The organism is Phreatobacter sp. (assembly GCF_030691135.1).
GTDB lineage: Bacteria > Pseudomonadota > Alphaproteobacteria > Rhizobiales > Phreatobacteraceae > Phreatobacter.
The window spans coordinates 1-22,200 of sequence record NZ_JAUYFA010000055.1; the positions used below are offsets into that span (position 1 = coordinate 1).

The following is a 22,200-nucleotide window of genomic DNA, read 5'->3' on the forward strand; positions in this document are numbered from 1 at the left end:
CCTGGCACTGGCGACGGCACTGGCCGGGGCCAACACCACGGTGATGTTCGCCACAGGCGCCATCGTCGGCGCCCAGCTCGCCCCGGTCCGTTCGCTGGCGACCCTGCCGATATCGATCTTTGTCGTCGGCCTCGCGGCGGCCTCGCTGCCGGTCGGCATGCTGGTGCAGCGCTACGGACGCCGCACGGCCTATCAGATCGCCACCGGCGCCGGCGTCCTGACCGGCCTCTTCGGCTATCTCGGCGTGATGTGGGCGAGCTTCCCCGTCTTCTGCCTGGCGACCTTCTGCGCCGGGTTCTATGCCTCGGCCGCCCAGAGCTATCGCTTCGCCGCAGCCGACACCGCCTCCGACGCCTTCCGGCCCAAGGCCATCTCCTGGGTCATGACGGGCGGCGTCCTCGCCGGTGTCGTCGGGCCGCAGCTCGTCGTCTGGACCAAGGACGCCCTGCCTCCGGTGCTCTTCGCCGGAACCTATATCGGTCAGGCCGTCGTGGCGCTGATGGCCGGCGTGATCCTGTCCTTCGTCGATATCCCCAAGCCCAAGGCGCCGCCGGTCGGTACCGTGACGCGCCCGACCTCGGCCTATTTCCGCGACCGTGCCTTCGTCACCGCGGTGATCTGCGGGGCTGCCACCTACATGCTGATGAACTTCGTCATGACGGCCGCGCCGCTCGCCATGATCGGTTGCAATCACTCGATCGACGATGCCGCCTACGGCATCCAGTGGCACGTCATCGCCATGTATGCGCCGAGCTTCTTCACCGGCAGTCTCATCACCCGCTACGGCGCGCCGCGCATCGTCTGGCTCGGCCTCGCCCTCACCGCCATTTCCGCAGTGGTGGCCCTGATGGGCATCACCGTCCCGCATTTCTACGCCGCCCTGATCCTGCTCGGGCTCGGCTGGAACTTCGGTTACATCGGCGCCAGCGCCATGGTGGCCGCCGCGGCCCGGCCTGAGGAACGCACCCGCGTCCAGTCCGTCAATGACTTCTGCGTCTTCGGCGTCATGGCGGTCGGCTCCTTCTCCTCCGGGCAGATCGTCACGACCTATGGTTGGGACATGGTGAACTGGGTGGTGTTCCCGATCGTGGCGATCGCGGCCGTGGCGCTGGCCGTGGGTTCGCGGCCGAAACCCGCCTTGGCCTGAGCCCAGCCGGTCGAAATTCGTCGAAAACCTGCTCTACAGCCGAAAGGACGAGCCGCGCAGCCCTCCCATCCGTTGCTTCCGACCCGGGACTTTGGCAGAAATGCGTCGGACTCGTCGTGGGCCGGGCGTCAGCCCGTCACCACTGCATAAGAAACGAGCGAGGACATCCGGTTCCACGGGGATTGGACGGCCGCCCCCAGGGGGCGCCGCGACAGAGGAAACATCGATGAATACAGCATTGTGGGTCATCATCGGCGCCGGGCTCCTGTCCGTCGTCTATGGCGCCTGGGCGACCAAGTCGCTCCTGGCTGCCGATGCGGGGTCGGCTCGCATGCAGGAGATCGCCGGCGCGATCGCCGAAGGCGCCTCCGCCTATCTCAAGCGCCAGTACATCACGATCGCCATCGTCGGTGCGGCCATCCTCCTTCTCGTCGGCTACCTGCTCGGAACGATCGTCGCGATCGGCTTCCTCATCGGTGCCGTCCTCTCGGGTGCTGCCGGCTTCATCGGCATGAACGTCTCGGTCCGCGCCAACGTGCGCACGGCACAGGCGGCTTCCAAGTCGCTCGCCGCCGGCCTCGACATCGCCTTCAAGGCCGGTGCGGTCACCGGTCTTCTGGTCGCCGGCCTCGCGCTCCTCGGCGTCGCCGTCTACTTCTGGGCCCTGACCGGTCCGGGCGGCCTCGCCCCCACCAGCCGCACGGTCATCGACGGCCTGGTGGCCCTCGGCTTCGGCGCCTCGCTCATCTCGATCTTCGCCCGCCTCGGCGGCGGCATCTTCACCAAGGGCGCCGATGTCGGCGCCGACCTCGTCGGCAAGGTCGAGGCCGGCATTCCCGAGGACGACCCGCGCAACCCCGCCACGATCGCCGACAATGTCGGCGACAATGTCGGTGACTGCGCCGGCATGGCCGCCGACCTCTTCGAGACCTATGCGGTGACGGTCGTCGCCACCATGGTCCTCGCCGCCATCTTCTTCGCCGGCACCCCGGCACTGGAATCGGCGCTGATCTATCCGCTCGCCATCTGCGCCGTCTGCATCGTCACCTCCATCGCCGGCACCTTCTTCGTGAAGCTCGGCGCCAACAACTCGATCATGGGCGCCCTCTACAAGGGCCTCATCATGACCGGCGTCCTGTCGATCGGCGGCCTCGCCCTGGCGACGCACCTGGTCACGGGCTGGGGTCCGATCGGCACGGTCGGCGGCAAGGTCGTCACCGGTTCGGCCCTCTTCGCCTGCGGTCTCGTCGGCCTCCTCGTCACCGGCCTGATCGTCTGGATCACCGAATACTACACGGCCACCGGCAAGCGCCCGGTCGTGTCCATCGCCCAGGCCTCGGTCACCGGCCACGGCACCAACGTCATCCAGGGCCTCGCCATCTCGCTTGAATCGACCGCGCTGCCGGCCATCGTCATCGTCGGCGGCATCATCTCAACCTTCCAGCTCGCCGGTCTCTTCGGCACGGCGATCGCGGTCACCACCATGCTCGGCCTCGCCGGCATGATCGTCGCGCTCGACGCCTTCGGCCCCGTTACCGACAATGCCGGCGGCATCGCCGAGATGGCCGGGCTGCCCAAGGAAGTGCGCCACTCGACGGATGCGCTGGACGCTGTCGGCAACACCACCAAGGCTGTCACCAAGGGCTATGCCATCGGTTCGGCCGGCCTCGGCGCCCTCGTGCTCTTCGCCGCCTACAGCTACGACCTCAACTACTTCATCACCGAGGCCAACAAGGCGGGGTCGACGACCTACTCCTACTTCAAGGGCATGTCGCCGGTCACCTTCGACCTGTCGGATCCCTATGTCGTCGCCGGCCTGATCTTCGGCGGCCTCATTCCCTACCTGTTCGGCGGCATCGCCATGACCGCCGTCGGTCGCGCCGCCGGTTCGGTCGTCGAGGAGGTCCGCCGCCAGTTCAAGGAAAAGCCGGGCATCATGGCCGGCACCGACAAGCCGGACTACGCCCGTGCCGTCGACATGCTCACCAAGGCGGCGATCAAGGAGATGATCATCCCCTCGCTGCTGCCGGTGCTGGCGCCGCTGGTCGCCTATTTCGGCGTGCTGGCCCTGTCGGGCTCCAAGGCCTCGGCCTTCGCCGCTCTCGGTGCCTCGCTCCTCGGCGTCATCGTCAACGGCCTCTTCGTCGCCATCTCCATGACGTCGGGCGGCGGCGCCTGGGACAATGCCAAGAAGAGCTTCGAGGACGGCTTCGTCGACAAGGACGGCGTCACCCATCTGAAGGGCTCCGAGGCGCACAAGGCCTCGGTCACCGGCGACACCGTCGGCGACCCCTACAAGGACACGGCGGGCCCCGCCGTCAACCCGGCCATCAAGATCTGCAACATCGTGGCGCTGCTGCTGCTGGCGATCCTCGCCCGCTGAGTGCCGCCGACTGTGTCAGAAAGCCCCGCGGGAGCGATCCCGCGGGGCTTTTTCATGCGTGGTGCTCAGTCCGAATAAAAAAGGCCCCGCCGGAGCGGGGCCTGAACGGTCCTGGACCCGATCAGATCGATCAGCTGCGCGGGCCCGTGATGATCTGCCGCAGGAGGTTCGCCTCCTCGCCGCCGGTGACCGTGGAGCGGGAGATGAAGTCGAAGACCCTGCCGTCCTGCAGCCCGTAATTGGCGACACGCTCCACCTGGCGGCGCGCATTGAAATAGACAGCCATCACGTTGCGCTCCACCGTCCGCGGCTCCTGGAAGGTGAACGTCCGCGTCTGCTTCTCGGAGATGTAATAGAAGACGTCGCCGTTGATGGTGGAGATCGTCGTCGGCGTACCGAGCGCGATCAACACCTGATCCTGGCTGTTGCCTTCCTTCACCTGGGCGAGGGACTCCTCCGAGACCACATAGCCGCGGTTGAAGGTCTCGCCGATGCGGAACTGCGCCGGCGTCGGCAGGCTCGGGGTCAGGGACGACACGGACGGTCCCTGGGAACAGGCAGACAGGAGAACCGCGAGACCTGCGACAAGCGCTGCCTTGGCGGGACGTGACGTTACGCGCATCATTCTCTGCCGACCTTCTCAATCCCGATCCCGCCGGCGAGGGCGGTAACCCGCCGCTTGAAGACGGCGTCGCGTTGACTTAACTCCCGTCCGCAACCATTTCAACCCGAAGGCGGCGAAACCGATGATTCTGAGCCTGTTCCGGCGCAAGAAGCAGGACGCGACCATCGAGACGCTTTACGGCGCCATCGTGGCGCAGGCGCGCAATCCCCTGTTCTACCGCGATCACGGCGTGCCCGACACATTCCACGGCCGTTTCGAGATGGTGGTGCTCCATGCCTTTCTGGTGCTTCACCGGCTGAAGGAAGAAACCGAGGAGCGCCGCCAGCTCGGTCAGGCGCTCTTCGATATCCTTTTCCTCGATTTCGACCGCGGCCTGCGCGAAATCGGGGTGTCCGACACCAAGGTGCCGAAGAAGATCCGCGAGATGGGCGAATCTTTCTACGGACGGGTGCAGGCCTACGACATGGCCCTGGCGGGCGGGGAGGGCGAAACCCTCGAAGCTGCGCTCGCCCGCAACGTTCTCGCCGATCTCTCGGGCGATACCCGTGTCCTCGCCGCCTATGTCCGTCAGGCCGCCGCCGCCCTGGCGTCTCGCCCTTACGAATCGTTTCTGTCGGGAGACATCGAGTTTCCGTCCGTGCCGGCGGGAGGGCGCCATGACGGGTGAACGTGCCGACGGCGGTCGGCGTCCCGGCGCGCCTCTGCCACGCTGGCCCATCCGGGTGGTCGATGTCTCGGCATCGGGCGTGCACGTGCGCCGCCGCTCGCTCACGCGGGACGACCTCGCCATCTTCGCGGCCTTCCTCGGCGTCGACGCCATGACGGCGTTCGACCTTGACGTCCACGTCAAGCCCTTTCGCGGTGACGGCCTGGCGGTCACCGGAAAGGTCAGCGCCACGGTCATGCAGACCTGCGTCGTCACCCTGGAGCCGATGGTCAACACCATCGCGGAAGAGGTCGAGGCGAGCTTCCGTCCCGAGGAGAAACTGAAGGTCCATCTGGTTCACGACGAAGAGGACGGCCTCGCCATCGACGCTTCGGTCGCGGCCGACGATCCCCTCGTCGGCGGCGTCATCGACGTCGCCGCCGTCGCCGCCGAATTCCTGGCCCTCGGCGTCGATCATTATCCGCGCAAGCCCGATGCCGATTTCCAGCCGCCGGAGGAGGGGGGCGAGGCCTCGCCCTTCGCGGGGCTTTCCAAATTGAAGCGCGACACCTAAACAGGCGCCGGTTCGGTGTTCGGCGTGCCTGCCCCTTGTGCAGGCGGTGCCAGACGCTATTGTCCCGGCTCCTCGCGCCGTCGGGGCTCGCGGTCCATCCGGGCCCCCGGCCTCGGGCGTCGGTCATACGGATAGGTGCATGTCCGAGAAGGTACGGCTGGCCCTCGACGTGATGGGCGGCGATTTCGGTCCCTCCGTCGTCGTGCCGGGCGCGGAGATCGCGCTCTCACGCCACGGCGACATCGAGTTCGTGCTGGTCGGCGACGAGCGGCAGATCACGCCGCTGCTCGCCGCCAATCCGCGCGTCAGGGGGCGCTGCGAGATCGTCCATGCCGACGTCGCCATCCGCATGGACGACAAACCCTCCAAGGCCCTGCGCTACGGCCGCCGCGTCTCGTCGATGTGGCGGGCGCTCGACGAGGTGAAGTTCGGTCGGGCCTCCGCTGCGGTGTCGGCGGGCAATACCGGCGCGCTGATGGCCATGGCCGCCTTCAATCTCAAGATCATGGAGGGCGTCGAACGGCCGGCGCTCGCCGCCCTCTGGCCGACGCTGCGCGGCGAGTCGATCGTCCTCGACATGGGCGCCTCCATCGGCGCCGATGCCGCCGCCCTGGTCGACATGGCGGTGATGGGCGCCGCCATGGCGCGCGTCGTCTTCGATCTCGAACGGCCGACGGTCGGCCTGCTCAATATCGGCGTCGAGGAGGTCAAGGGCCTCGAGTTCATCCGCGAGGCCGGGCAGATCCTTCGCGATGCCGACATGAAGACCCTGGATTATCGCGGCTTCGTCGAGGGCGACGATATCGGCAAGGGCATCACCGACGTGATCGTCACCGAGGGTTTCACCGGCAACATCGCCCTCAAGACCGGCGAGGGCACGGCCAAGCAGATCGGCGAATATCTGCGCTCCGCCATGTCGCGCACATGGCGGGCGAAGCTTGGCTATCTCCTCGCCCGCAACGCCTTCTCGACGCTGCGCGAGAAGATGGACCCGCGCAAGAGCAACGGTGCCGTCTTCCTCGGCCTCAACGGCATTGTCATCAAGAGCCACGGCGGCACCGATCCGCTGGGCTTTGCCAGCGCCATCGATCTCGCTTACGACATGGCCCGCTACGATCTTCAGTCGAAGATCCGCTCCATGCTGGACGCCTATCATGCTTCGCGTCCGGCGCCGCCGGTCGCCCCTCTCGAGGCCGCATCGTGACACTTCGTTCCGTGGTGCGCGGCGTGGGCAGCTATCTGCCCGCCCGCGTCATGACCAATGCCGAGCTCTCGACGCTCGTGGATACCTCGGACGAGTGGATCGTCCAGCGATCGGGTATCCGTGAGCGTCATATCGCCGCCGACGGCGAGACCACCTCCGACCTCGGCTTCGCCGCGGCCCAGGCGGCGCTCGCCGCCGCCGGCCTCGACGCCCAGGATATCGATCTGATCATCCTCGCGACGTCGACGCCTGACCGTACCTTTCCGGCCAGCGCCACGACGATCCAGGATCGCCTCGCAATCCGGCACGGCGCCGCCTTCGACCTTCAGGCCGTCTGTTCGGGCTTCGTCTTCGCCCTGTCGACGGCGGACAAGTTCCTGCGCTCGGGCAGCCATAAGCGGGCGCTGGTGATCGGCGCCGAGACCTTCTCACGCATCCTCGACTGGACCGACCGCACCACCTGCGTCCTCTTCGGCGACGGCGCCGGCGCCGTCGTGATCGAGGCACAGGAACAACCCGACGGTCTCGCCGGCCGCGGAATCCTGACGACTCATCTGCGCTCGGACGGACGCCATGCCAACAAGCTCTATGTCGACGGCGGTCCCTCGCTCACCCAGACGGTCGGCCACCTGCGCATGGAGGGCCGCGAGGTCTTCAAACACGCCGTCGGCATGATCACCGACGTGATGAATGACGCCTATGCCGCCACTGGCACGACGTCGGCCGATCTCGACTGGTTCGTGCCGCACCAGGCCAACAAGCGCATCATCGACGCCTCCGCCGAGAAGCTGAAGATCGCGCCGGAGAAGGTCGTCATCACCGTCGATCGCCACGGAAATACCTCCGCCGCCTCGATCCCGCTGGCCCTCGACGTGGCGGTCCGCGACGGACGCATCCAGCCCGGCCATCTCGTCATGCTGGAAGCCATGGGGGGCGGATTCACCTGGGGCTCCGCACTGATCCGCTGGTGAAGCGAGGTCTTCCGCTCACAATGGGTTGACCGCTGCCGGGCGACGCCATAGTGATAGTAAAATCATAGTGATAAGAGCGGTTTCGGTGCCTTGGCCCGGAGCAAGGCCGCCATATCCGGGGCAAGTGTTGGGGGATCGACATGGCGGGCAAGACAGTCACGCGCGCTGATCTTTGCGAGGCCGTCTATCAGAAGGTGGGTTTGTCGCGGACCGAATCCGCACAGCTCGTCGAACTGGTGCTCAAGGAGATCACCGACTGCCTCGCCGACGGCGAGACTGTGAAGCTGTCCTCCTTCGGCTCCTTCGTCGTCCGCTCCAAGGGTGAGCGGGTCGGGCGCAATCCCAAGACCGGGCAGGAGGTGCCGATCGCGCCACGCCGCGTCATGGTCTTCAAGCCCTCCAACATCCTCAAGGCCAAGATCAACGGCCAGAGCCTTGAGGGCGTGCGCGACTGACGGCGACGCGTAATGCCGTTGCCGCAGCGTCACGAATCCGCCACCGTGGCGTCGCCCGATGCCATGGCGCCATCGCGCATCCTCACACAGAGCCGGGATTGTGGTGGACAAGGCCCCTGACGCATATCGCACGATCAGCGAGGTCGCCGACGACCTCGATCTGCCGCAGCATGTCCTGAGGTTCTGGGAAACCCGTTTCAGCCAGATCAGGCCCCTGAAGCGCGGTGGTGGCCGTCGCTACTACCGCCCCGACGACATCGACCTGCTCAAGGGCATTCGCCATCTGCTCTATGGCGAGGGCTACACGATCCGCGGCGTGCAGCGGATCATCAAGGAGAGCGGGGTCAAGGCGATCCAGGCGATCGGCCGCGGCGAGGGGGCCGCGACGCTGCCGAAGCCCAAGGGCCCCGACATCATCGACCCCGCACTGGACGAGGACGAGGACGAAACGGCCGACGGCCGACCTCTCGCCATGGCGACCGGCAGTTCCCCGGCCTTTGCCGCCGCGACCTACGGCGAGCCGCCCTTTGCAGCGGCCCCGACGCCCGTTGCCGAAGACGACGACTTCGATGATGCAGGATACGATCCTGCCGTGCTCGAACCCGCCTTCGAGCCGCGCCCGGCGCCACGGCCTTCACTGGCAGCCCAACCGCTGGTGCAGCGCGCCATACCGGTACAGGAGCAGCGGGCAAGACCGGTCTTGCGGGCGCCGACGCCCGTCGCTGTGCCCGAGCTCCCGACGCCGGTCCGCCCCGCCGTGGAGATGCCTTCGATGCGCGCAGCCGCACCGTCGCTGCCGGCGTCGCCGGCCGTGCCGCCGGTCGCCCGGCTCGCCGCCGACGATGTCCGCCGGCTGCAGGCGGCGCTCTATGAACTTCTGGAATGTCGCAAGCGGCTCGACGCGGCCTTTGACGGGCGCTGACCGCCTAGCGGCGCCAGCTCGGGGTCGGTGACGGCGGTGGCGGCGGCGCCTTGGCGGCTTCCTCGATGCGGCGGCGCATGTGGTCGGCGACGTCCCGCACCGGCTCGAGGCCGCGCTCCAGCTCGCCGGACTGGACATTGGCGAATTCGAGTTCGGAAATGATCTTGTCGATTTTCGCCAGCGCCTCCGGATCCGGGCGCGTCACCCAGTCGCTGCCGAACAGGATGAGGAGCGGCCCGACCGGGACGAAGAGAAGCAGCCCGATGGTCACCTGCCACAGAAGGCTGCGATCATCGAAGGTCGTGGCGTTGAGCGCCCCGACATAGGCGGCGCCGATGGCCGGCGGCAGCAGCAGCACCACGGCGATACCCAGCCATCCGCCGATCCGTGGCCTGAACCGCGTATTGAGCTGCATCGCCGATCCCGTCCGACTGCCTCGATGATGCAGTGTGGGACGAGGACAGGGTCAGCGGCAAGACCGTTGAGTTTAGCCGTGACCGCAGAGCCGCCGCTGGTCGGGGTCGGCGGCCAAAGGTGCGACTTCATTCATCGCGGCGGCTGGACAGGCGTCGACTGCGCCCGTGGCACGCCGCCGGAGGCGGGGCTGCGCGGATCGGTCGTCCGATCGACGGCGACAGCTTCGCGTCCGCGCCTTGCATTCGCGCGGTCTGGCACCGTCCGGCCTTCCCGACCGGCCTCGACGCCCTGCGCCTGCTCGTCGTCGGCGGTCATGCCGCCACCGGACGATCCGCCGGCGGAACTTGCTCCGCCCATGCCGCCGTCGCGTTGGGCCGGGGGAACCTGGGCCAAGGCGGTCGGGGCGAAGGCGGTCTGGGCGAGGGTGATGGTCAGCGATGCGGCGGCGAATATGGCGGCACCAAACAGGCGTCGGGTGATCATGGCGGCTCCGGACAAGGGCGATGGCCGTCCGGGAACGCGTCTGGCGCGTCCCCGGACCAAGGAATGGAATCAGTGGGCAGAACGGCCGCGAGGTCGGGTTACGGCGACTGGCGCGGCGGCGTGGAGCCGGGCGTCATCGGTGCGGCCGCAGGCGGTATGGAACCCGGCGTCATCGGTACGGCTGCAGGGGGTGTCGAGCCGGTGGTGGTCCGATCGGCGGCTGGCGCCGTGGTCTGCGACTGGCCGCTCGGATTGCCGCCCATCATCGAGAAGATGACGATGCCGAGGACCAGGACGACGGCAAGGCCGCCGACCAGGCCCCAGTTGCCGTTGGTCATGCGCGAGACGCGCGGATCGGTCGGCGGGTCGAGATCTTGCCGCCGCCCGCCGTCCAGCCGGGTCGGTGTGACAGCGATGCGGTCGTCTTTGGGATCGATATGGGTCACGACAGGTGTCCTCCTGCCAGATGAACCTTCGGGGAGCGTTGCGGTTCCTAGCCGCCGGCGCCTCGGAGCCCGACGGGGCGCCAAAAAAAGTCCCGTGCGGGCGCCAGACAGCCAGGATCGGCCCGCTGGAAAGGGGTTTGGGCCAACAGATGAGCAATTTGGGGAAATTGGTCGGAGTGAGAGGATTTGAACCTCTGACCCCTTGCACCCCATGCAAGTGCGCTACCGGGCTGCGCTACACTCCGACCGTGGGGGGGATTTAGGACGTTTCGCGCGCCGCTGCAACCCGCTTGGTGATAGCCAGGCCCCAGAGCAGCCCTGCCAGCACCCAGAAATGCCGCCAGTGGTCGCTGTCGATGATCTGTCCTTCGAAGGCGAGGCCGCAGAACGTCGCGAAAACGGCGATGGTGAAGGGTTGCCAGGGCGTTCGGCCGAGGGCGGCGACGAGCCCGACCAGCAGCGTCGATCCCACGAGGACGATATAAGCGATGCCGCCCGTCCAGCCGCCGGCCATGAACGAGTTCAGATAGACGTTGTGAGGAGCCTCGGGAAAGAATCGGGTGAACTGCAGCGGCCCGATGCCCAGCGGTTCGTCGAGCGCCATCTGCCAGCCATAGGCGTGGCGACCGAATCGCCCCATCGGTCCGGAATCGTAACTCTGGTTGAAGCTCGCCCGCTCCCGCATCAGGTCTGCCACCTTGTCGATGCTGAGAAGGACGCCGACGAAGGCGATCAACAGGACGAAGCCCGCGGCGACGACGAGAAGGATGCGGAAGCGCTGCGCCGGTGTCTCCGCCGTCAGGATCATGAGCCCCGTCATGACCACCACCGAGAGGGCGAAGTGGATCCAGGCGCCGCGCGAGAACGACAGCAGCAGGGCGATCAGCAGCACGGCGAAGACCGGACCGGCCCGCAGCCATGAGACCGGCGAGGCGCGCAGGAAGGCCTGCATCGCCACCAGCATGGGCAGGATCAGGAAGGGGCCGAAGACATTCGGGTCGTTGAACGTGCCCTTGGCGCGGCCGTAGAGCGTGAAGAGGTCGAAGGCGCCGGGGAAGAGCCGGAAATAGCCGGCGATCCCGGCCAAGGCGGCGATCATCGCCGCGAGGGTCCAGGCACGGACGATCACCCGCATCCTGGCCTCGGTATTGTCGACCGCCACGATGGCGAAGAACACCATGGTGATCGCGAGATACCAGGAGACGGCCACCCAGGGGATCACCTGGGAAGCGCCGAGTACCGGAATCGCCGCGATGGTGAGGCCGAGACAATAGACGACGAGGACGATCAGCAGCGGGCCGTGCGCCGCACGCAGGCGCAGGCCGCCTGTCAGTGCGAAGGCCGCAATGGCGGCGAGCGCGCCGATCTCGTAGGGCGAGGGCTCGGCGAAGACGAAGGCGCCGCCGAGCATCATGAGCCAGAGGGCGGCGAGCCGGAAAGGCTCACCGCCGCTGAGGATCCCCGCGGCACGGGGCGCGGGGAGAGCGAGCGTCAAAATGCGTTCTCGCGGTGTTGGGCCAGCGAGATCGGGGTCTTCGCGAGGATGTAGAGGTCGAACAGCACCGACCAGTTCTCGATGTAGTAGAGGTCGTGCTCGACGCGTCGCTGGATCTTTTCCGGCGTGTCGGTCTCGCCGCGCCAGCCGTTGATCTGGGCCCAGCCGGTGATGCCCGGCTTGACCTTGTGGCGAGCGAAATAGCCGTCGACGACGTCGTCATAGAGCTTGTCGGCGGCCTTGGCATGGGCGGCGTGCGGGCGCGGACCGACGAGCGAGAGGTTGCCCTTGAACACGACGTTGAAGAGCTGCGGCAACTCGTCGATGGAGGTCTTGCGGATGAACCGTCCGACGCGGGTGACGCGCGGATCGCCCTTGGTCACCAGCTTGGAGGCGGTCGCATCGCTCATCTCCGTATGCATGGAGCGGAACTTGTAGACCTCGATCATCTCGTTGTTGAAGCCGTAGCGCTTCTGGCGAAAGAAGATCGGACCCTTGGAATCCAGCTTCACGGCGATGGCGGTGGCGAGGAAGATCGGCGACAGGGCGATCAGTGCGGCGCTGCCGACGATCTTGTCGAACACCCATTTCAGCACGATGTCCCAGTCCTGGATCGGCTTGTCGAAGACGTCGAGGACGGGGACGTTGCCGATATAGGAATAGGCCCGCGGCCGGAACCTCAGCTTGGCGGTATGGGCGGCGAGGCGGATGTCCACCGGCAGGACCCAGAGCTTGCGCAGCATGTCGAGCACGCGCTTCTCGGCGCTCATCGGAATCGTGACGATGACGAGATCGACCCGGGTGCGGCGGGCGAATTCCAGAAGGTCGTCGACCGTGCCGAGCTTCGGCACATGGGCGGCATGGGCTGGCGAGCGATCGTCAGTGCGGTCGTCGAACGTGCCGCAGATGGTCACGTCGGTATCAGCCTGGGCGAGAATGGAGCGGATCAGCTCCTCCGCCGGCTCACCGCCGCCGACGACGACAGCCCGGCGCTGCAGGCGCCCGGCGCGCGACCAGGTGCGCACCAGCTGCGCGAGCCCGACGCGCAGACCCATGAGGATGATGAGGCCGCTCAAATACCAGGAACCGAGCCAGATCCGCGAGAACGCATCGCCGGCCTTGGCGAAGAAGGCGAGCGCCATCGCGATCAGAAAGACCATGGTCCAGGTGAAGAACAGCCGGCTGAACTGCGCGACATGGGTGCGGAAGACGTGGATGTCGTAGAGGCCTGCTGCCTGGAAGCCGGCGAGCGCCAGCGCCGCGACGGCGACGAGGCCGAGGAGCGAGGGCCATTGCACCCCGTGCTGCGGAAAGACCCATCCCATGTAGATCGTCGCGCCGAGCGCCATGACGATGACGAATTCAGCGAGCCTGACCAGGCCGGAGAGCACGACCGGCGAATAGACCGTCCCGACCGTTTCGTCCGCAATGCGCGCGGCGAGATCGGAAAGCGGGCGGCGGCTTTCGTTGGCCGGCCGGCTGGTGCGCGCCGCTTCCGCCTCCTTGATGATGTCCCGGCCGGTAAATCCCAGCATGTCGGTATCTCCTTCCCGCCCGCGCAGCGCGTGACGCGTCCCTTCCGACAGCTTTAACCGCCAAAGGTTGCTTTTCGCTTGCCCTGCCGCGGTGTTCAGGCGGCGCGGCGCAGGGCGAGTGCCTCGCCATAGGCGGCGAGCACACCCTCGGCCATGGCATCCACCGAAAAGCCGTCGCGGATGCGGTCGCGCAGGCGCGCCGCCAGCGCCAGCGTCTCGTCGGGATCGTCGAGGGCGGCGGCGATGGCGCCCGCCAGCGCCCAGTCGCTGCCGGCCGGGACCAGCCTGTCGGCGTCGGGGCCGAAGATCTCGCCGATCCCGCCGACGGCGCTCGCCAGCACCGGCAGGCCCGCCGCGCCGGCTTCGAGCACCACATAGGGCAGCGATTCCGCGCGCGAGGGCACGACGAGCAGGCGGCCGCGGGCGAAGGCCTCGCGCGCGGGCAGCGCGCCCGCGAAGGTCACGGCGCGTGCGAGTCCCGATTCCACCGCCTTCTGCCGGAAAAGGCCTGCATCAGGGCCGTCGCCGACGATGGTCGCGGTCACTGCGCGCCCGCGCCCGCGCAAGAGGGCGATGGCGTCGAGCAGCACGTCGATGCCCTTCAGGTGGCGCAACTCGCCGATAAACAGGAGGTCGGTCGCATCGGCGCGGAGCGGGACGGGCGAGAACTCGCCGGCGCTGACGCCGTTGTGGACGACGCGCACGGCGCCGCGTGGCTTGCAGACCTTGGCGGCGAAGGCGTTGAACCCGAACAGGCTCTCGAACAGGAACAGGTCCGTGCGTGCCGCGAGCAGGCGCTCCAGCGTCAGATAGACGAAGCCGACCGGGGTGGCGCGGGAATAGTGGAGACTGCCGCCGTGGGGAGTGTAGACCTTGAGGCGCGCACCACCGGCGAGGCGGGCGAAGGCGCCACCCTTCGACCCGTGGCCGTGAACGACGTCGACGTCCTTTTCCGCGATGATCCGCGCGACGCCGCGCCCGGCTGACCAGTCGGCCGGGCCGAGTTCGCGGCTCATCGGCAGGCGGGCGAGGCCCAGAGCGAGCGCCGGCTTCAGGCCCTCGAAGACCGCCGCCGCCCGATCGCCGCCGGTCGAGGCGTCGGCGACGATGCCGACGCGGTGGCCGCGGGCCGCCTGTGCCGCCGCGAGGTCGACGACGTGACGGAACAGCCCGCCGACCGGCGCGCGCATGACATGGAGAATCGACAGGCTCGGTGCGGACAAGGCGTCAGAACCAGCGCTCGCGCACCACGACGGTGTCGCCGGGGGCGAGGAGATGGGTCAGCGGCACGTCGGCGCGGTAAAGCTGGCCGTTGACCTTGCGGGTGACCTCGATGTTCCCGCGGTTGGCACGCGGCGTAAAGCCGCCGGCGATGGCGATGGCGTTCTGTGCCGTCATGCCGGTGACGAAGGGAAACTGGCCGCCGGCGGTCACTTCGCCCATGATGAAGAACGGGCGGTAGGTCTCGACCTCGACGGAGACGCTCGGCTCGCGGATGAAGCCGCCGCGCAGCTTGGCGGCGATGTCCCGCGTCAGCATGTCCGTCGAGCGGCCCGCCGCCGGCACCAGGCCGATCAGCGGCATGGCGATGGAGCCGGTGGCGTCGACCGCATAGGAGTTGGTCAGGCCTTCCTGCCCGAAGACCACCACCCGGAGACGGTCGCCGGTATCGAGGAGATAGGGACCGCGCGGCATGATCTGCTCGTGCGGCACCAGTGCGCCCTCCGGGCCGACGGGCCCGACCGTGCCGCGGGTCGTATCGACGAGCGTGCCGGGACCGGCGCCCGGGCGACCCGCGCACCCAGCCAGAACCAGCGCCGTCGCCGCAACGAGCAGGATGGAGCGCATCACGGCCGCACCTCGAAACCTCTTGTGATCATGGCGGTGATCATCGGCCAGCGTGGTTAAGAAAGACTGACCGGGAGAGGCGTCCGGGCCTGTGGATTAACCCGATGGCAACCCTAATGATTTCTATTCAGCCTGCGTGGACGTTGCAGGAGATGGCGGCATCATGGTCGGGGCAGGAGACACGACACAGGCGGGTCGCGACAGGGCTTCCCTGATCGATCTCGACCTCACGGGTCTTGCCCGCGCCCTCTGGGGATCGCGCGTCTGGATCATCGTGCCGACGCTTCTCGCGCTCGCGCTCAGTTTCGCCGCCGTCAGCCTGACTGCCCCGACCTACCGCTCGGAAGCCCGCATTCTCGTGGAGAACGGCGAGAGCTCCTTCACCCGCCCCGAAAGCGACCGTTCCGGCGGCACCGACCGGGCGGCGGTCGATCAGGAGGCTGTTCTCAGCCAGGTCCAGCTGATTCTCTCCCGCGACGTCGCCAAGGCCGTGGCACAGAAGCTCGACCTCGCCCGCAAGCCGGAATTCGATCCAGCCCTGCGCAGCTTCAATCCTGTCAAGCAGGTGATGATCTTCCTCGGCCTCGCCGAAAATCCGATGCGCATGACCGCCGAGGAGCGCGTGCTGCGCTCCTATTTCGAGAAGCTGACGGCCTATCAGGTCGACAAGTCGCGCATCATCGCCATCCAGTTCGATACGCAGGACCCGGCGCTGGCGGCCGAGGCGGCCAACATGGTCGCCGCCCAGTTCATCGAGGCCCAGCAGGCGAACAAGCGCAGCCAGACGCGCAATGCCAGCCAGTGGCTCTCCGGCGAGGTCGACGGCCTGCGCCGCAAGGTCGAGGAGGCCGAGGGCCGCGTCGAGAGCTTCCGGGCCCGCGCCAATCTGTTCGTCGGCACCAACAACACCAGTCTCACCGCCCAGCAGCTCGCCGAGGTGAACAGCCAGATCGCCGCCGCGCGGGCCCAGCAGTCCGATGCGCAGACCCGCGCCCGCCTGCTTCGCGACTTCCTGCGGTCCGGCCGCCCGGTCGAATCGGGCGAGATCGTCAATTCCGAGATCATCCGCCGCCTCAACGAGCAGCGCGCCGCCGTGCTCGCCCAGCTCGCCGAACAATCCTCGACCCTCGGCCCGCGTCATCCGCGCATCGCCGAGCTGCAGGCCCAGCGCGTGAATCTCGACGGCCAGGTCCGTTCGGAGGCCGAAAAGCTCGTCAGGGTGCTCGAGAACGATGCCCGCTTCGCCGGTGCCCGCGTCGAGGCCCTGCAGCAGAACCTCGACCAGGTGAAACGGCAGGCGGGCAATGCCAGCGAGCAGGAGGTGCAGCTGCGCGTCCTCGAGCGCGAGGCCAAGTCGCTGCGCGACCAGCTGGAGACGCTGCTCGCTCGCTACCGGGATGCGACGGCCCGCGATACGCTCGCATCCCTGCCGGCCGATGCCCGGGTCATCTCTCGCGCGCTGGTCTCCAATGTCCCGGCTTTCCCGAAGAAGTTGCCGACCATCCTGATCGTCACCCTCGGCACGCTGATTCTGGCGATCACCGTGGTGGCGACGCTGGCCCTGCTGATGGGAACGCCCCCCGCCGATGCCGCGACCGGCGCCGATCATGCCGAGGACGCCGTGGCGCCTGCCCGGACTGCCCCCGGCGAGATCGTGGCACCGCCGCTTGCCGCTTCCGCCGAAGATCCGGACTTTCCGGAGGCCGTCACGCCTGCGACACCCGAAAGCATCGCGGCGCTGGCAGAACTGCTTGACCCCGGCGCCGGCGCGGCAGGCGGCCGGCGTACGCTGGTGGTCGCCACCCGGGACGGCCTCGCCGCAACGGGCGTCGCCCTCGCCCTCGGGCGGGAACTGGCGGCCGCCGGCCGTCGCGTGGTGATGATCGATCTCGACGGCGACGAGGCCCTCCTGTCCCATGTTGTGGGGTTCCAGGCAGCCGGACTCTCGGATTTTGCCGCCGGAAGCGCCGGCTTCGGCGACATCATCCATACCGATCCGCAGTCGCCCGCCCATATCGTGCCGGCCGGCATGATGGGCTCACCCGCCGCCGACATGGCGGCCTTCGCCGTCGAGGCCCTGTCGCACGGCTATGATGCGATCGTCCTGTCCGCAGGCATCCTTCCCGCCGGTGCGGCGGCGTTCGACGATCTTGTCGCCCTCGCCGGCGACGCGGTTGTGGTCAGCGAAGGCGAGGTCGGAGATCCCGGCGTACAGGGCGTCTATGAACGGCTGACCGGTGCCGGCCTGCGGCCGGTCGTGGTCATGTTGGCGACCGACGAAGAGATGGCGGCCGCCTGATTCAGCCCGCCGTATCGCTGGCGACCCGTCTGGCGCGCAGGCGGCGCAGCTTCCCGACCAGCGACCACAGGAACGGCGACTGCTTGACCCGTCGCTTGGCATGACCCAGCGCTGCGAGCGCCGCCGCCAGTGCGGCCCCCTTGGCGGTCGTGGCGATCGCCTGATCGAAGAGCGGGTCGATGCCATCGCAGATATGCGACTTGTAGTCGGCCTCGCCGGCACCGAGGTCGAAAACCGCGAGACCGCGGGCGCAGCAGTCGCGGATCAGATGGTGGAGCAGCAATTCGCCGGGGCTGTCCTTCTGGATCGGTCCGGGGATCATGGCGTTGAACATGCCGGAATAGCGGCCCTGGGTAATCGTGCCGGCGAAGAGCGCAACCGGCTCGTCGCCCACCATGAGGGCGCAGAGCTCGAGGGCCGGAGCCTCGCCTGAAGCGGCGTCGACAATGAAATCACGCATGCCTGCGACTGCGAAGACATTGGCGATGCCGAGTTCGGCGAAACGTGTCGCCTTGTAGGCGAGAAACGTGTCGGTGAACCGGACGATGGCGGCGGTGTCGCGGGCCGTGACGAAGGACAGCGGCCCGCTCTCAGCGAGCGATCGCTCCTTCCGGCGCAGCTTGCGGCGCGACGACGAGGACACGACGCGATCGAGCACCGCATCCGCATTGGGACCGAGCGCGAGGTGATAGCCGAAGGACGGCGAGGGGCGATGCGGCAGCAGCGCGAAAGGGTTGGCGAGGCCGCCCCAGGAGACCGGCTGGTTCGTCAGTGCGAAGAGGTCGATCGGCACCGGCGACTGCCGGGCGATCTGGCGCAGCGCCGCTTTCAGGTCGCCGGCGGCGAGGCTGCGGGCGAAGGCCGGCCGCCACAGACCCATGCCGAAATTGGAGTGCTTGCCGCCGATGAAGGTGGCGGTGGCCATGCCGGCCCGGCGCGTGACGACGAAGGGCAGCAGCGCCTGGGGCCTGCCGGCCGCATCGTCGAGAACCGCCAGGCAGGGAACCTCGCCATCGCCGAGATGGCGCAGGAAGGCCTCCTGCCATGCGAGGCGCTGGTAGCCGCTGTGCGGAGCCTCGTCCTCGAGGGTGAGCCAGTCGGTGCGGACCGCGTCGAAACGGTCGAAGACCCGGACGGCGATGGCAGGAGGCGACGTCTGCAGGCCGGCCTGCGGCGCGGGCTGGGTCGACATCGTCTCGGCGATCGAATTCATCTGCGGCGCCTCGCTCGGAACCGGGAGGTTGTCAAAGAAGTCTCAAGAAATGGTTGGCACTCTGGCCTCCGTGATTTTGCGAATGGAATGCAGGGTCCAAGGGGAGCCAAGGCATGAGCGGCCTGCGGATGAACGTCTTCAAGGCCGGCCTGGAAGCGCTCTATCTCACCAGCGCCCATCGCCTGATGCGCCCCTATGTCGGCGGTGTCGGCGCCATCCTGATGCTGCACCACGTGCGTCCGGCGCGGCATCAGGATTTCGCTCCCAACGCGCTGCTCGAGGTCACCCCCGATTATCTCGAGGGCGTGGTCGAGCGGGTGCGCGCCGGCGGCTTCGACATCGTCACCCTGGACGAGGCCCACGACCGGCTGCTGGCGGGCGAGGAGGGCCGGCCCTTCGTCGCCTTCACCTTCGACGACGGCTACCGCGACAATGCCGAGTTCGCCTATCCGGTCCTGAAGAAGCACGGCGTGCCCTTCACGATCTATCTGCCCACTTCCTTCATGGACCATGAGGGCGAACTCTGGTGGCTGGTGCTCGAGCACACCGTCCGCACCCAGCGCGCCGTCACCGCCTTGATCGCCGGCCAGACCGTGCATTTCGACTGCTCGACCGCCCAGCTGAAGCGCGAGGCCTTCGGCGAAATCTACTGGTGGCTGCGCTCGCTGCCCGAGACCGAGTTGCGTGCCTATGTCCGCGACCTGTCGGCCCGCCACGGCATCGACTTCCGCGACATCTGCCGTGACCTGTGCATGACCTGGGACGAGGTGAGGGCGCTCGGCGCCGATCCGCTCGTCACCTACGGCGCCCATACGATCGACCACCTGATGCTCGCCAAGTTCCCGGAGGCGACGGTGAGGCGGGAAATGGTCCAGTCGCGGGAGCGCATCGAGGCTGAACTCGGCCGCAAGATCGCGCATTTCGCCTTTCCCGTCGGCGACCCGACATCAGCCGGGCCGCGGGAATTCGCCATGGCCCGCGACCTCGGCTTCAAGACCGCCGTGACGACCCGCCCCGGCCTCATCTTCCCCGAGCACCGCGACCACCTCACGGCGCTGCCGCGTGTCTCGCTGAACGGGCACTTCCAGTCGCTGCGCTATGTCGATGTGCTGTTGTCCGGCGCCGCCTTCGCCGTTTTCAACAGGTTTCGGCGGGTCAATGCGGCGTGAACCGGCCCCGCCCGTAAATTCCGCCGCGTCCCCGTCGCGAGAAGGCCTGAATCAGATAGTTTGTGTCGGCTGACCCGCGCCCTGCGGTTCAACCCCATGATTGGTCGATGTCAGAAGCCACCGGAACACGTCCCTTTTCCGCTTTCGAATGGATGCTCTCGCTGCGCTACCTCCGGGCGCGCCGCAAGGAGGGCTTCATCTCGGTCATCGCCGGGTTCTCCTTCGTCGGCATCATGCTGGGCGTGGCGACGCTCATCATCGTCATGGCCGTGATGAACGGCTTCCGGAAGGAACTGCTCGGCAAGATCCTCGGCGTTCAGGGCCACATGGTGCTCCAGCCCATCGACACGCCGCTGACCGACTATGTCGAGGTGGCCCAGCGGCTGATGCGCATCCAGGGCGTCCGGCTGGCGGCCCCGGTCGTGGAGGGCCAGGCGCTGGCCTCCTCCGCCTTCAATGCCGGCGGCGCCATCGTGCGCGGCATGCGGGCCGAGGACCTGCGCCGCCTGCCGCTGATCTCCACCAACATCAAGCAGGGCGGGCTGGAGGATTTCGACACGAGCGAGGGGGTGATGGTCGGCCAGAGGCTCGCCAACCAGCTTTCGCTCCGGCTCGGCGACAACCTGACCCTGGTCTCGCCGAAGGGCTCGTCCACGCCGATGGGCATGACGCCGCGGATCAAGGCCTATCCGATCGTCGCGATCTTCGAGGTGGGCATGACGGAATATGATTCCGCCTTCGTCTTCATGCCGTTCACCGAAGCGCAGGCCTATTTCAACCGCGACGGCGACGCCTCCTCGATCGAGGTCTATACCGACAATGCCGACCGGATCGAGCAATACCGCCGCGCCGTCTCGGAGGGCGTCGAGCGGCCGGTCTTCATCGTCGACTGGCGGCAGCGCAACGCCACCTTCTTCTCGGCGCTGCAGGTCGAGCGCAACGTCATGTTCATGATCCTGACGCTGATCGTCTTTGTCGCGGCTCTCAACATTGTTTCCGGCCTGATCATGCTGGTGAAGGACAAGGGGCGCGACATCGCCATCCTCAGGACGATGGGGGCGACGCGCGGCGCCGTCATGCGCATCTTCCTGATCACTGGCGCCTCGATCGGTGTGGTCGGCACCATCGCCGGCTTTGTCCTCGGCGTCGTCGTCTGCCTCTACATCGAGAAGATCCAGGAATTCGTCTCCTGGCTGACCGGCACCACCCTGTGGGACCCGACCGTCCGCTTCCTCACCCAGATCCCGGCGGACATGTCGACGGGCGAGACCCTGACGGTGCTGGTCATGGCCCTGATCCTGTCGCTGCTCGCCACCCTCTACCCGTCCTGGCGGGCGGCCAAGCTCGATCCGGTCGAGGCGCTGCGCTATGAGTGATGTCGTGACCGCGAAAGCGCCCGTGACCGAAGCCGCCGAGGATGCCCCGGTCCTGTGGATGGAGAAGGTCGAGCGCCGCTATGCCGAGGCGGGCGCTCCGCTGGAGATCCTCAAGGGCGCCGATTTCGCCATCTGGCCCGGCGAGACCGTGGCGCTGATCGCGCCGTCCGGCACCGGCAAGTCCACGCTTCTGCACCTGGCCGGCCTGCTTGAGGCGCCCGACGGCGGTGAGGTCTATATCAGCGGGCGCGCGACCTCGAAGCTCGCCGACAAGGACCGCACCCGCATCCGCCGCCTGGAGATCGGCTTCGTCTACCAGTTCCACCACCTCCTGCCGGAGTTCTCGGCGCTGGAGAACGTCATCCTGCCGCAGATGATCCGTGGCCTGACCTACAAGGAAGCCAAGGCACGGGCGAGCGAGCTCCTGACCTATCTCGGACTCGGCGAGCGCCAGACGCACCGTCCCGCCGAAATGTCCGGCGGAGAACAGCAGCGCGTCGCCATCGCTCGTGCGGTGGCCAATGCGCCGCGCCTGCTTCTGGCGGACGAACCGACCGGCAATCTCGACCCGAAGACCGCCGACCTCGTCTTTTCGGCGCTCGGGCAACTGGTCCGCGCCTCGCGCCTCGCCGCCGTCGTCGCCACCCACAACATGGACCTCGCCGGACGCATGGACCGGCGGGTGACCATCCGCGACGGGCTCATCGTCGAGCTGTGAACACCGTAACGGTCCGGTAACCAATCGTGTTCGGCATTTGTTCTTTGCGCTTGCCATGAGAACAAAAATAGAACATAGTGCCCCCATGGTCGGAAACACGGGAGGACACCATGATCCGCAGCTTCATTGAGGATGCCGCCGCCCTGGTCGCGCTGGGACTTTTCACGGGCATGATCACGGTGTGGGCGCAGGCGCTTCAGGGGTGACGGGCCCGTCCTGTGCATAGCGGTGAGGACGGCCGCGCCGCTCTTGCGGGCAGGGTCGGCAAGCCGCA

General features: G+C 67.6%; 21 protein-coding genes and 1 tRNA gene. 12 read left to right on the forward strand and 10 right to left on the reverse strand.

Going from position 1 to position 22,200, the window contains the following annotated elements; translation table 11 throughout:
* Position 1: 1 nt before the first annotated feature.
* Positions 2-1,147 carry an MFS transporter gene (locus Q8O26_RS09320; RefSeq protein ID WP_305575234.1) on the forward strand — a complete coding sequence of 382 codons (1,146 nt, stop codon included), beginning with the start codon at positions 2-4 and terminating at the stop codon, positions 1,145-1,147.
* 226 nt (positions 1,148-1,373) lie between these two features.
* Entirely contained in the window at positions 1,374-3,530 is a 2,157-nt protein-coding gene (locus Q8O26_RS09325) for a sodium-translocating pyrophosphatase (RefSeq protein ID WP_305575235.1), read from the forward strand.
* 130 nt (positions 3,531-3,660) lie between these two features.
* Here Q8O26_RS09325 and Q8O26_RS09330 read toward each other — a convergent pair whose 3' ends face one another.
* Entirely contained in the window at positions 3,661-4,068 is a 408-nt protein-coding gene (locus Q8O26_RS09330) for an outer membrane protein assembly factor BamE (RefSeq protein ID WP_305575236.1), read from the reverse strand.
* A 208-nt stretch (positions 4,069-4,276) separates the two neighbouring features.
* On the opposite strand from Q8O26_RS09330, the gene Q8O26_RS09335 reads away from it, so the two are divergent.
* The 6 genes from Q8O26_RS09335 to Q8O26_RS09360 all read left to right on the forward strand — a co-directional run bounded on the left by Q8O26_RS09335 (position 4,277) and on the right by Q8O26_RS09360 (position 8,927).
* The gene (locus Q8O26_RS09335; RefSeq protein WP_305575237.1) at positions 4,277-4,822 is read left to right on the forward strand and encodes a ubiquinol-cytochrome C chaperone family protein; all 546 of its coding nucleotides are present in this window, start codon (positions 4,277-4,279) and stop codon (positions 4,820-4,822) included.
* Positions 4,812-5,375 carry a DUF177 domain-containing protein gene (locus Q8O26_RS09340; RefSeq protein WP_305575238.1) on the forward strand — a complete coding sequence of 188 codons (564 nt, stop codon included), beginning with the start codon at positions 4,812-4,814 and terminating at the stop codon, positions 5,373-5,375. The genes Q8O26_RS09335 and Q8O26_RS09340 overlap by 11 nt, the downstream gene beginning before the upstream one ends.
* A gap of 139 nt (positions 5,376-5,514) precedes the next feature.
* The gene (plsX, locus tag Q8O26_RS09345) at positions 5,515-6,579 is read left to right on the forward strand and encodes a phosphate acyltransferase PlsX (protein ID WP_305575239.1); all 1,065 of its coding nucleotides are present in this window, start codon (positions 5,515-5,517) and stop codon (positions 6,577-6,579) included.
* Complete coding sequence (locus Q8O26_RS09350; RefSeq protein WP_305575258.1) at positions 6,573-7,550, forward strand: beta-ketoacyl-ACP synthase III; 978 nt, start codon at positions 6,573-6,575, stop codon at positions 7,548-7,550. Before plsX ends, Q8O26_RS09350 begins: the two co-directional genes overlap by 7 nt.
* 140 nt (positions 7,551-7,690) lie before the next feature.
* Positions 7,691-8,005 (forward strand): integration host factor subunit alpha, encoded by a 315-nt coding sequence (locus tag Q8O26_RS09355; RefSeq protein WP_305575240.1) that lies wholly within the window; start codon positions 7,691-7,693, stop codon positions 8,003-8,005.
* 103 nt (positions 8,006-8,108) lie between these two features.
* Positions 8,109-8,927: a MerR family transcriptional regulator gene (locus Q8O26_RS09360; RefSeq protein WP_305575241.1), complete on the forward strand. Its 819-nt coding sequence runs from the start codon at positions 8,109-8,111 to the stop codon at positions 8,925-8,927.
* Positions 8,928-8,931: 4 nt separating this feature from the next.
* On the opposite strand, the gene Q8O26_RS09365 is transcribed toward Q8O26_RS09360, so the two are convergent.
* From Q8O26_RS09365 to Q8O26_RS09400, 8 genes are all read right to left on the reverse strand, one after another.
* Entirely contained in the window at positions 8,932-9,342 is a 411-nt protein-coding gene (locus tag Q8O26_RS09365) for a hypothetical protein (protein ID WP_305575242.1), read from the reverse strand.
* 131 nt (positions 9,343-9,473) lie between these two features.
* A complete protein-coding gene (locus Q8O26_RS09370; protein WP_305575243.1) occupies positions 9,474-9,827 on the reverse strand; it encodes a hypothetical protein in 354 nt (117 codons plus the stop codon).
* A gap of 98 nt (positions 9,828-9,925) precedes the next feature.
* Positions 9,926-10,273 carry a hypothetical protein gene (locus Q8O26_RS09375; protein WP_305575244.1) on the reverse strand — a complete coding sequence of 116 codons (348 nt, stop codon included), beginning with the start codon at positions 10,271-10,273 and terminating at the stop codon, positions 9,926-9,928.
* 168 nt (positions 10,274-10,441) lie between these two features.
* Positions 10,442-10,518 (reverse strand) — tRNA-Pro (locus Q8O26_RS09380).
* 14 nt (positions 10,519-10,532) lie between these two features.
* Positions 10,533-11,768, reverse strand: a complete 1,236-nt coding sequence (locus Q8O26_RS09385) for an O-antigen ligase (RefSeq protein WP_305575245.1) — start codon at positions 11,766-11,768, stop codon at positions 10,533-10,535.
* Positions 11,765-13,303 (reverse strand): undecaprenyl-phosphate glucose phosphotransferase, encoded by a 1,539-nt coding sequence (locus Q8O26_RS09390; protein WP_305575246.1) that lies wholly within the window; start codon positions 13,301-13,303, stop codon positions 11,765-11,767. Before Q8O26_RS09390 ends, Q8O26_RS09385 begins: the two co-directional genes overlap by 4 nt.
* Before the next feature lie 95 nt (positions 13,304-13,398).
* Positions 13,399-14,526 (reverse strand): glycosyltransferase family 4 protein, encoded by a 1,128-nt coding sequence (locus Q8O26_RS09395; protein WP_371134508.1) that lies wholly within the window; start codon positions 14,524-14,526, stop codon positions 13,399-13,401.
* Positions 14,527-14,530: 4 nt separating this feature from the next.
* Positions 14,531-15,151 (reverse strand): polysaccharide biosynthesis/export family protein, encoded by a 621-nt coding sequence (locus Q8O26_RS09400; protein WP_305575247.1) that lies wholly within the window; start codon positions 15,149-15,151, stop codon positions 14,531-14,533.
* Positions 15,152-15,314: 163 nt separating this feature from the next.
* Here Q8O26_RS09400 and Q8O26_RS09405 point away from each other — a divergent pair, with 163 nt between their 5' ends.
* A complete protein-coding gene (locus Q8O26_RS09405) occupies positions 15,315-17,450 on the forward strand; it encodes a GumC family protein (RefSeq protein ID WP_305575248.1) in 2,136 nt (711 codons plus the stop codon).
* A 1-nt stretch (position 17,451) separates the two neighbouring features.
* Here Q8O26_RS09405 and Q8O26_RS09410 read toward each other — a convergent pair whose 3' ends face one another.
* Entirely contained in the window at positions 17,452-18,663 is a 1,212-nt protein-coding gene (locus Q8O26_RS09410; protein ID WP_305575249.1) for a GNAT family N-acetyltransferase, read from the reverse strand.
* Positions 18,664-18,776: 113 nt separating this feature from the next.
* Between Q8O26_RS09410 and Q8O26_RS09415 the strand changes: the two genes are divergently transcribed.
* From Q8O26_RS09415 to Q8O26_RS09425, 3 genes are all read left to right on the forward strand, one after another.
* The gene (locus Q8O26_RS09415) at positions 18,777-19,832 is read left to right on the forward strand and encodes a polysaccharide deacetylase family protein (RefSeq protein ID WP_305575250.1); all 1,056 of its coding nucleotides are present in this window, start codon (positions 18,777-18,779) and stop codon (positions 19,830-19,832) included.
* Between the two features lie 107 nt (positions 19,833-19,939).
* The gene (locus Q8O26_RS09420) at positions 19,940-21,208 is read left to right on the forward strand and encodes a lipoprotein-releasing ABC transporter permease subunit (protein WP_305575251.1); all 1,269 of its coding nucleotides are present in this window, start codon (positions 19,940-19,942) and stop codon (positions 21,206-21,208) included.
* Positions 21,209-21,266: 58 nt separating this feature from the next.
* Complete coding sequence (locus Q8O26_RS09425) at positions 21,267-21,926, forward strand: ABC transporter ATP-binding protein (protein WP_305575260.1); 660 nt, start codon at positions 21,267-21,269, stop codon at positions 21,924-21,926.
* Positions 21,927-22,200 lie beyond the last annotated feature (274 nt).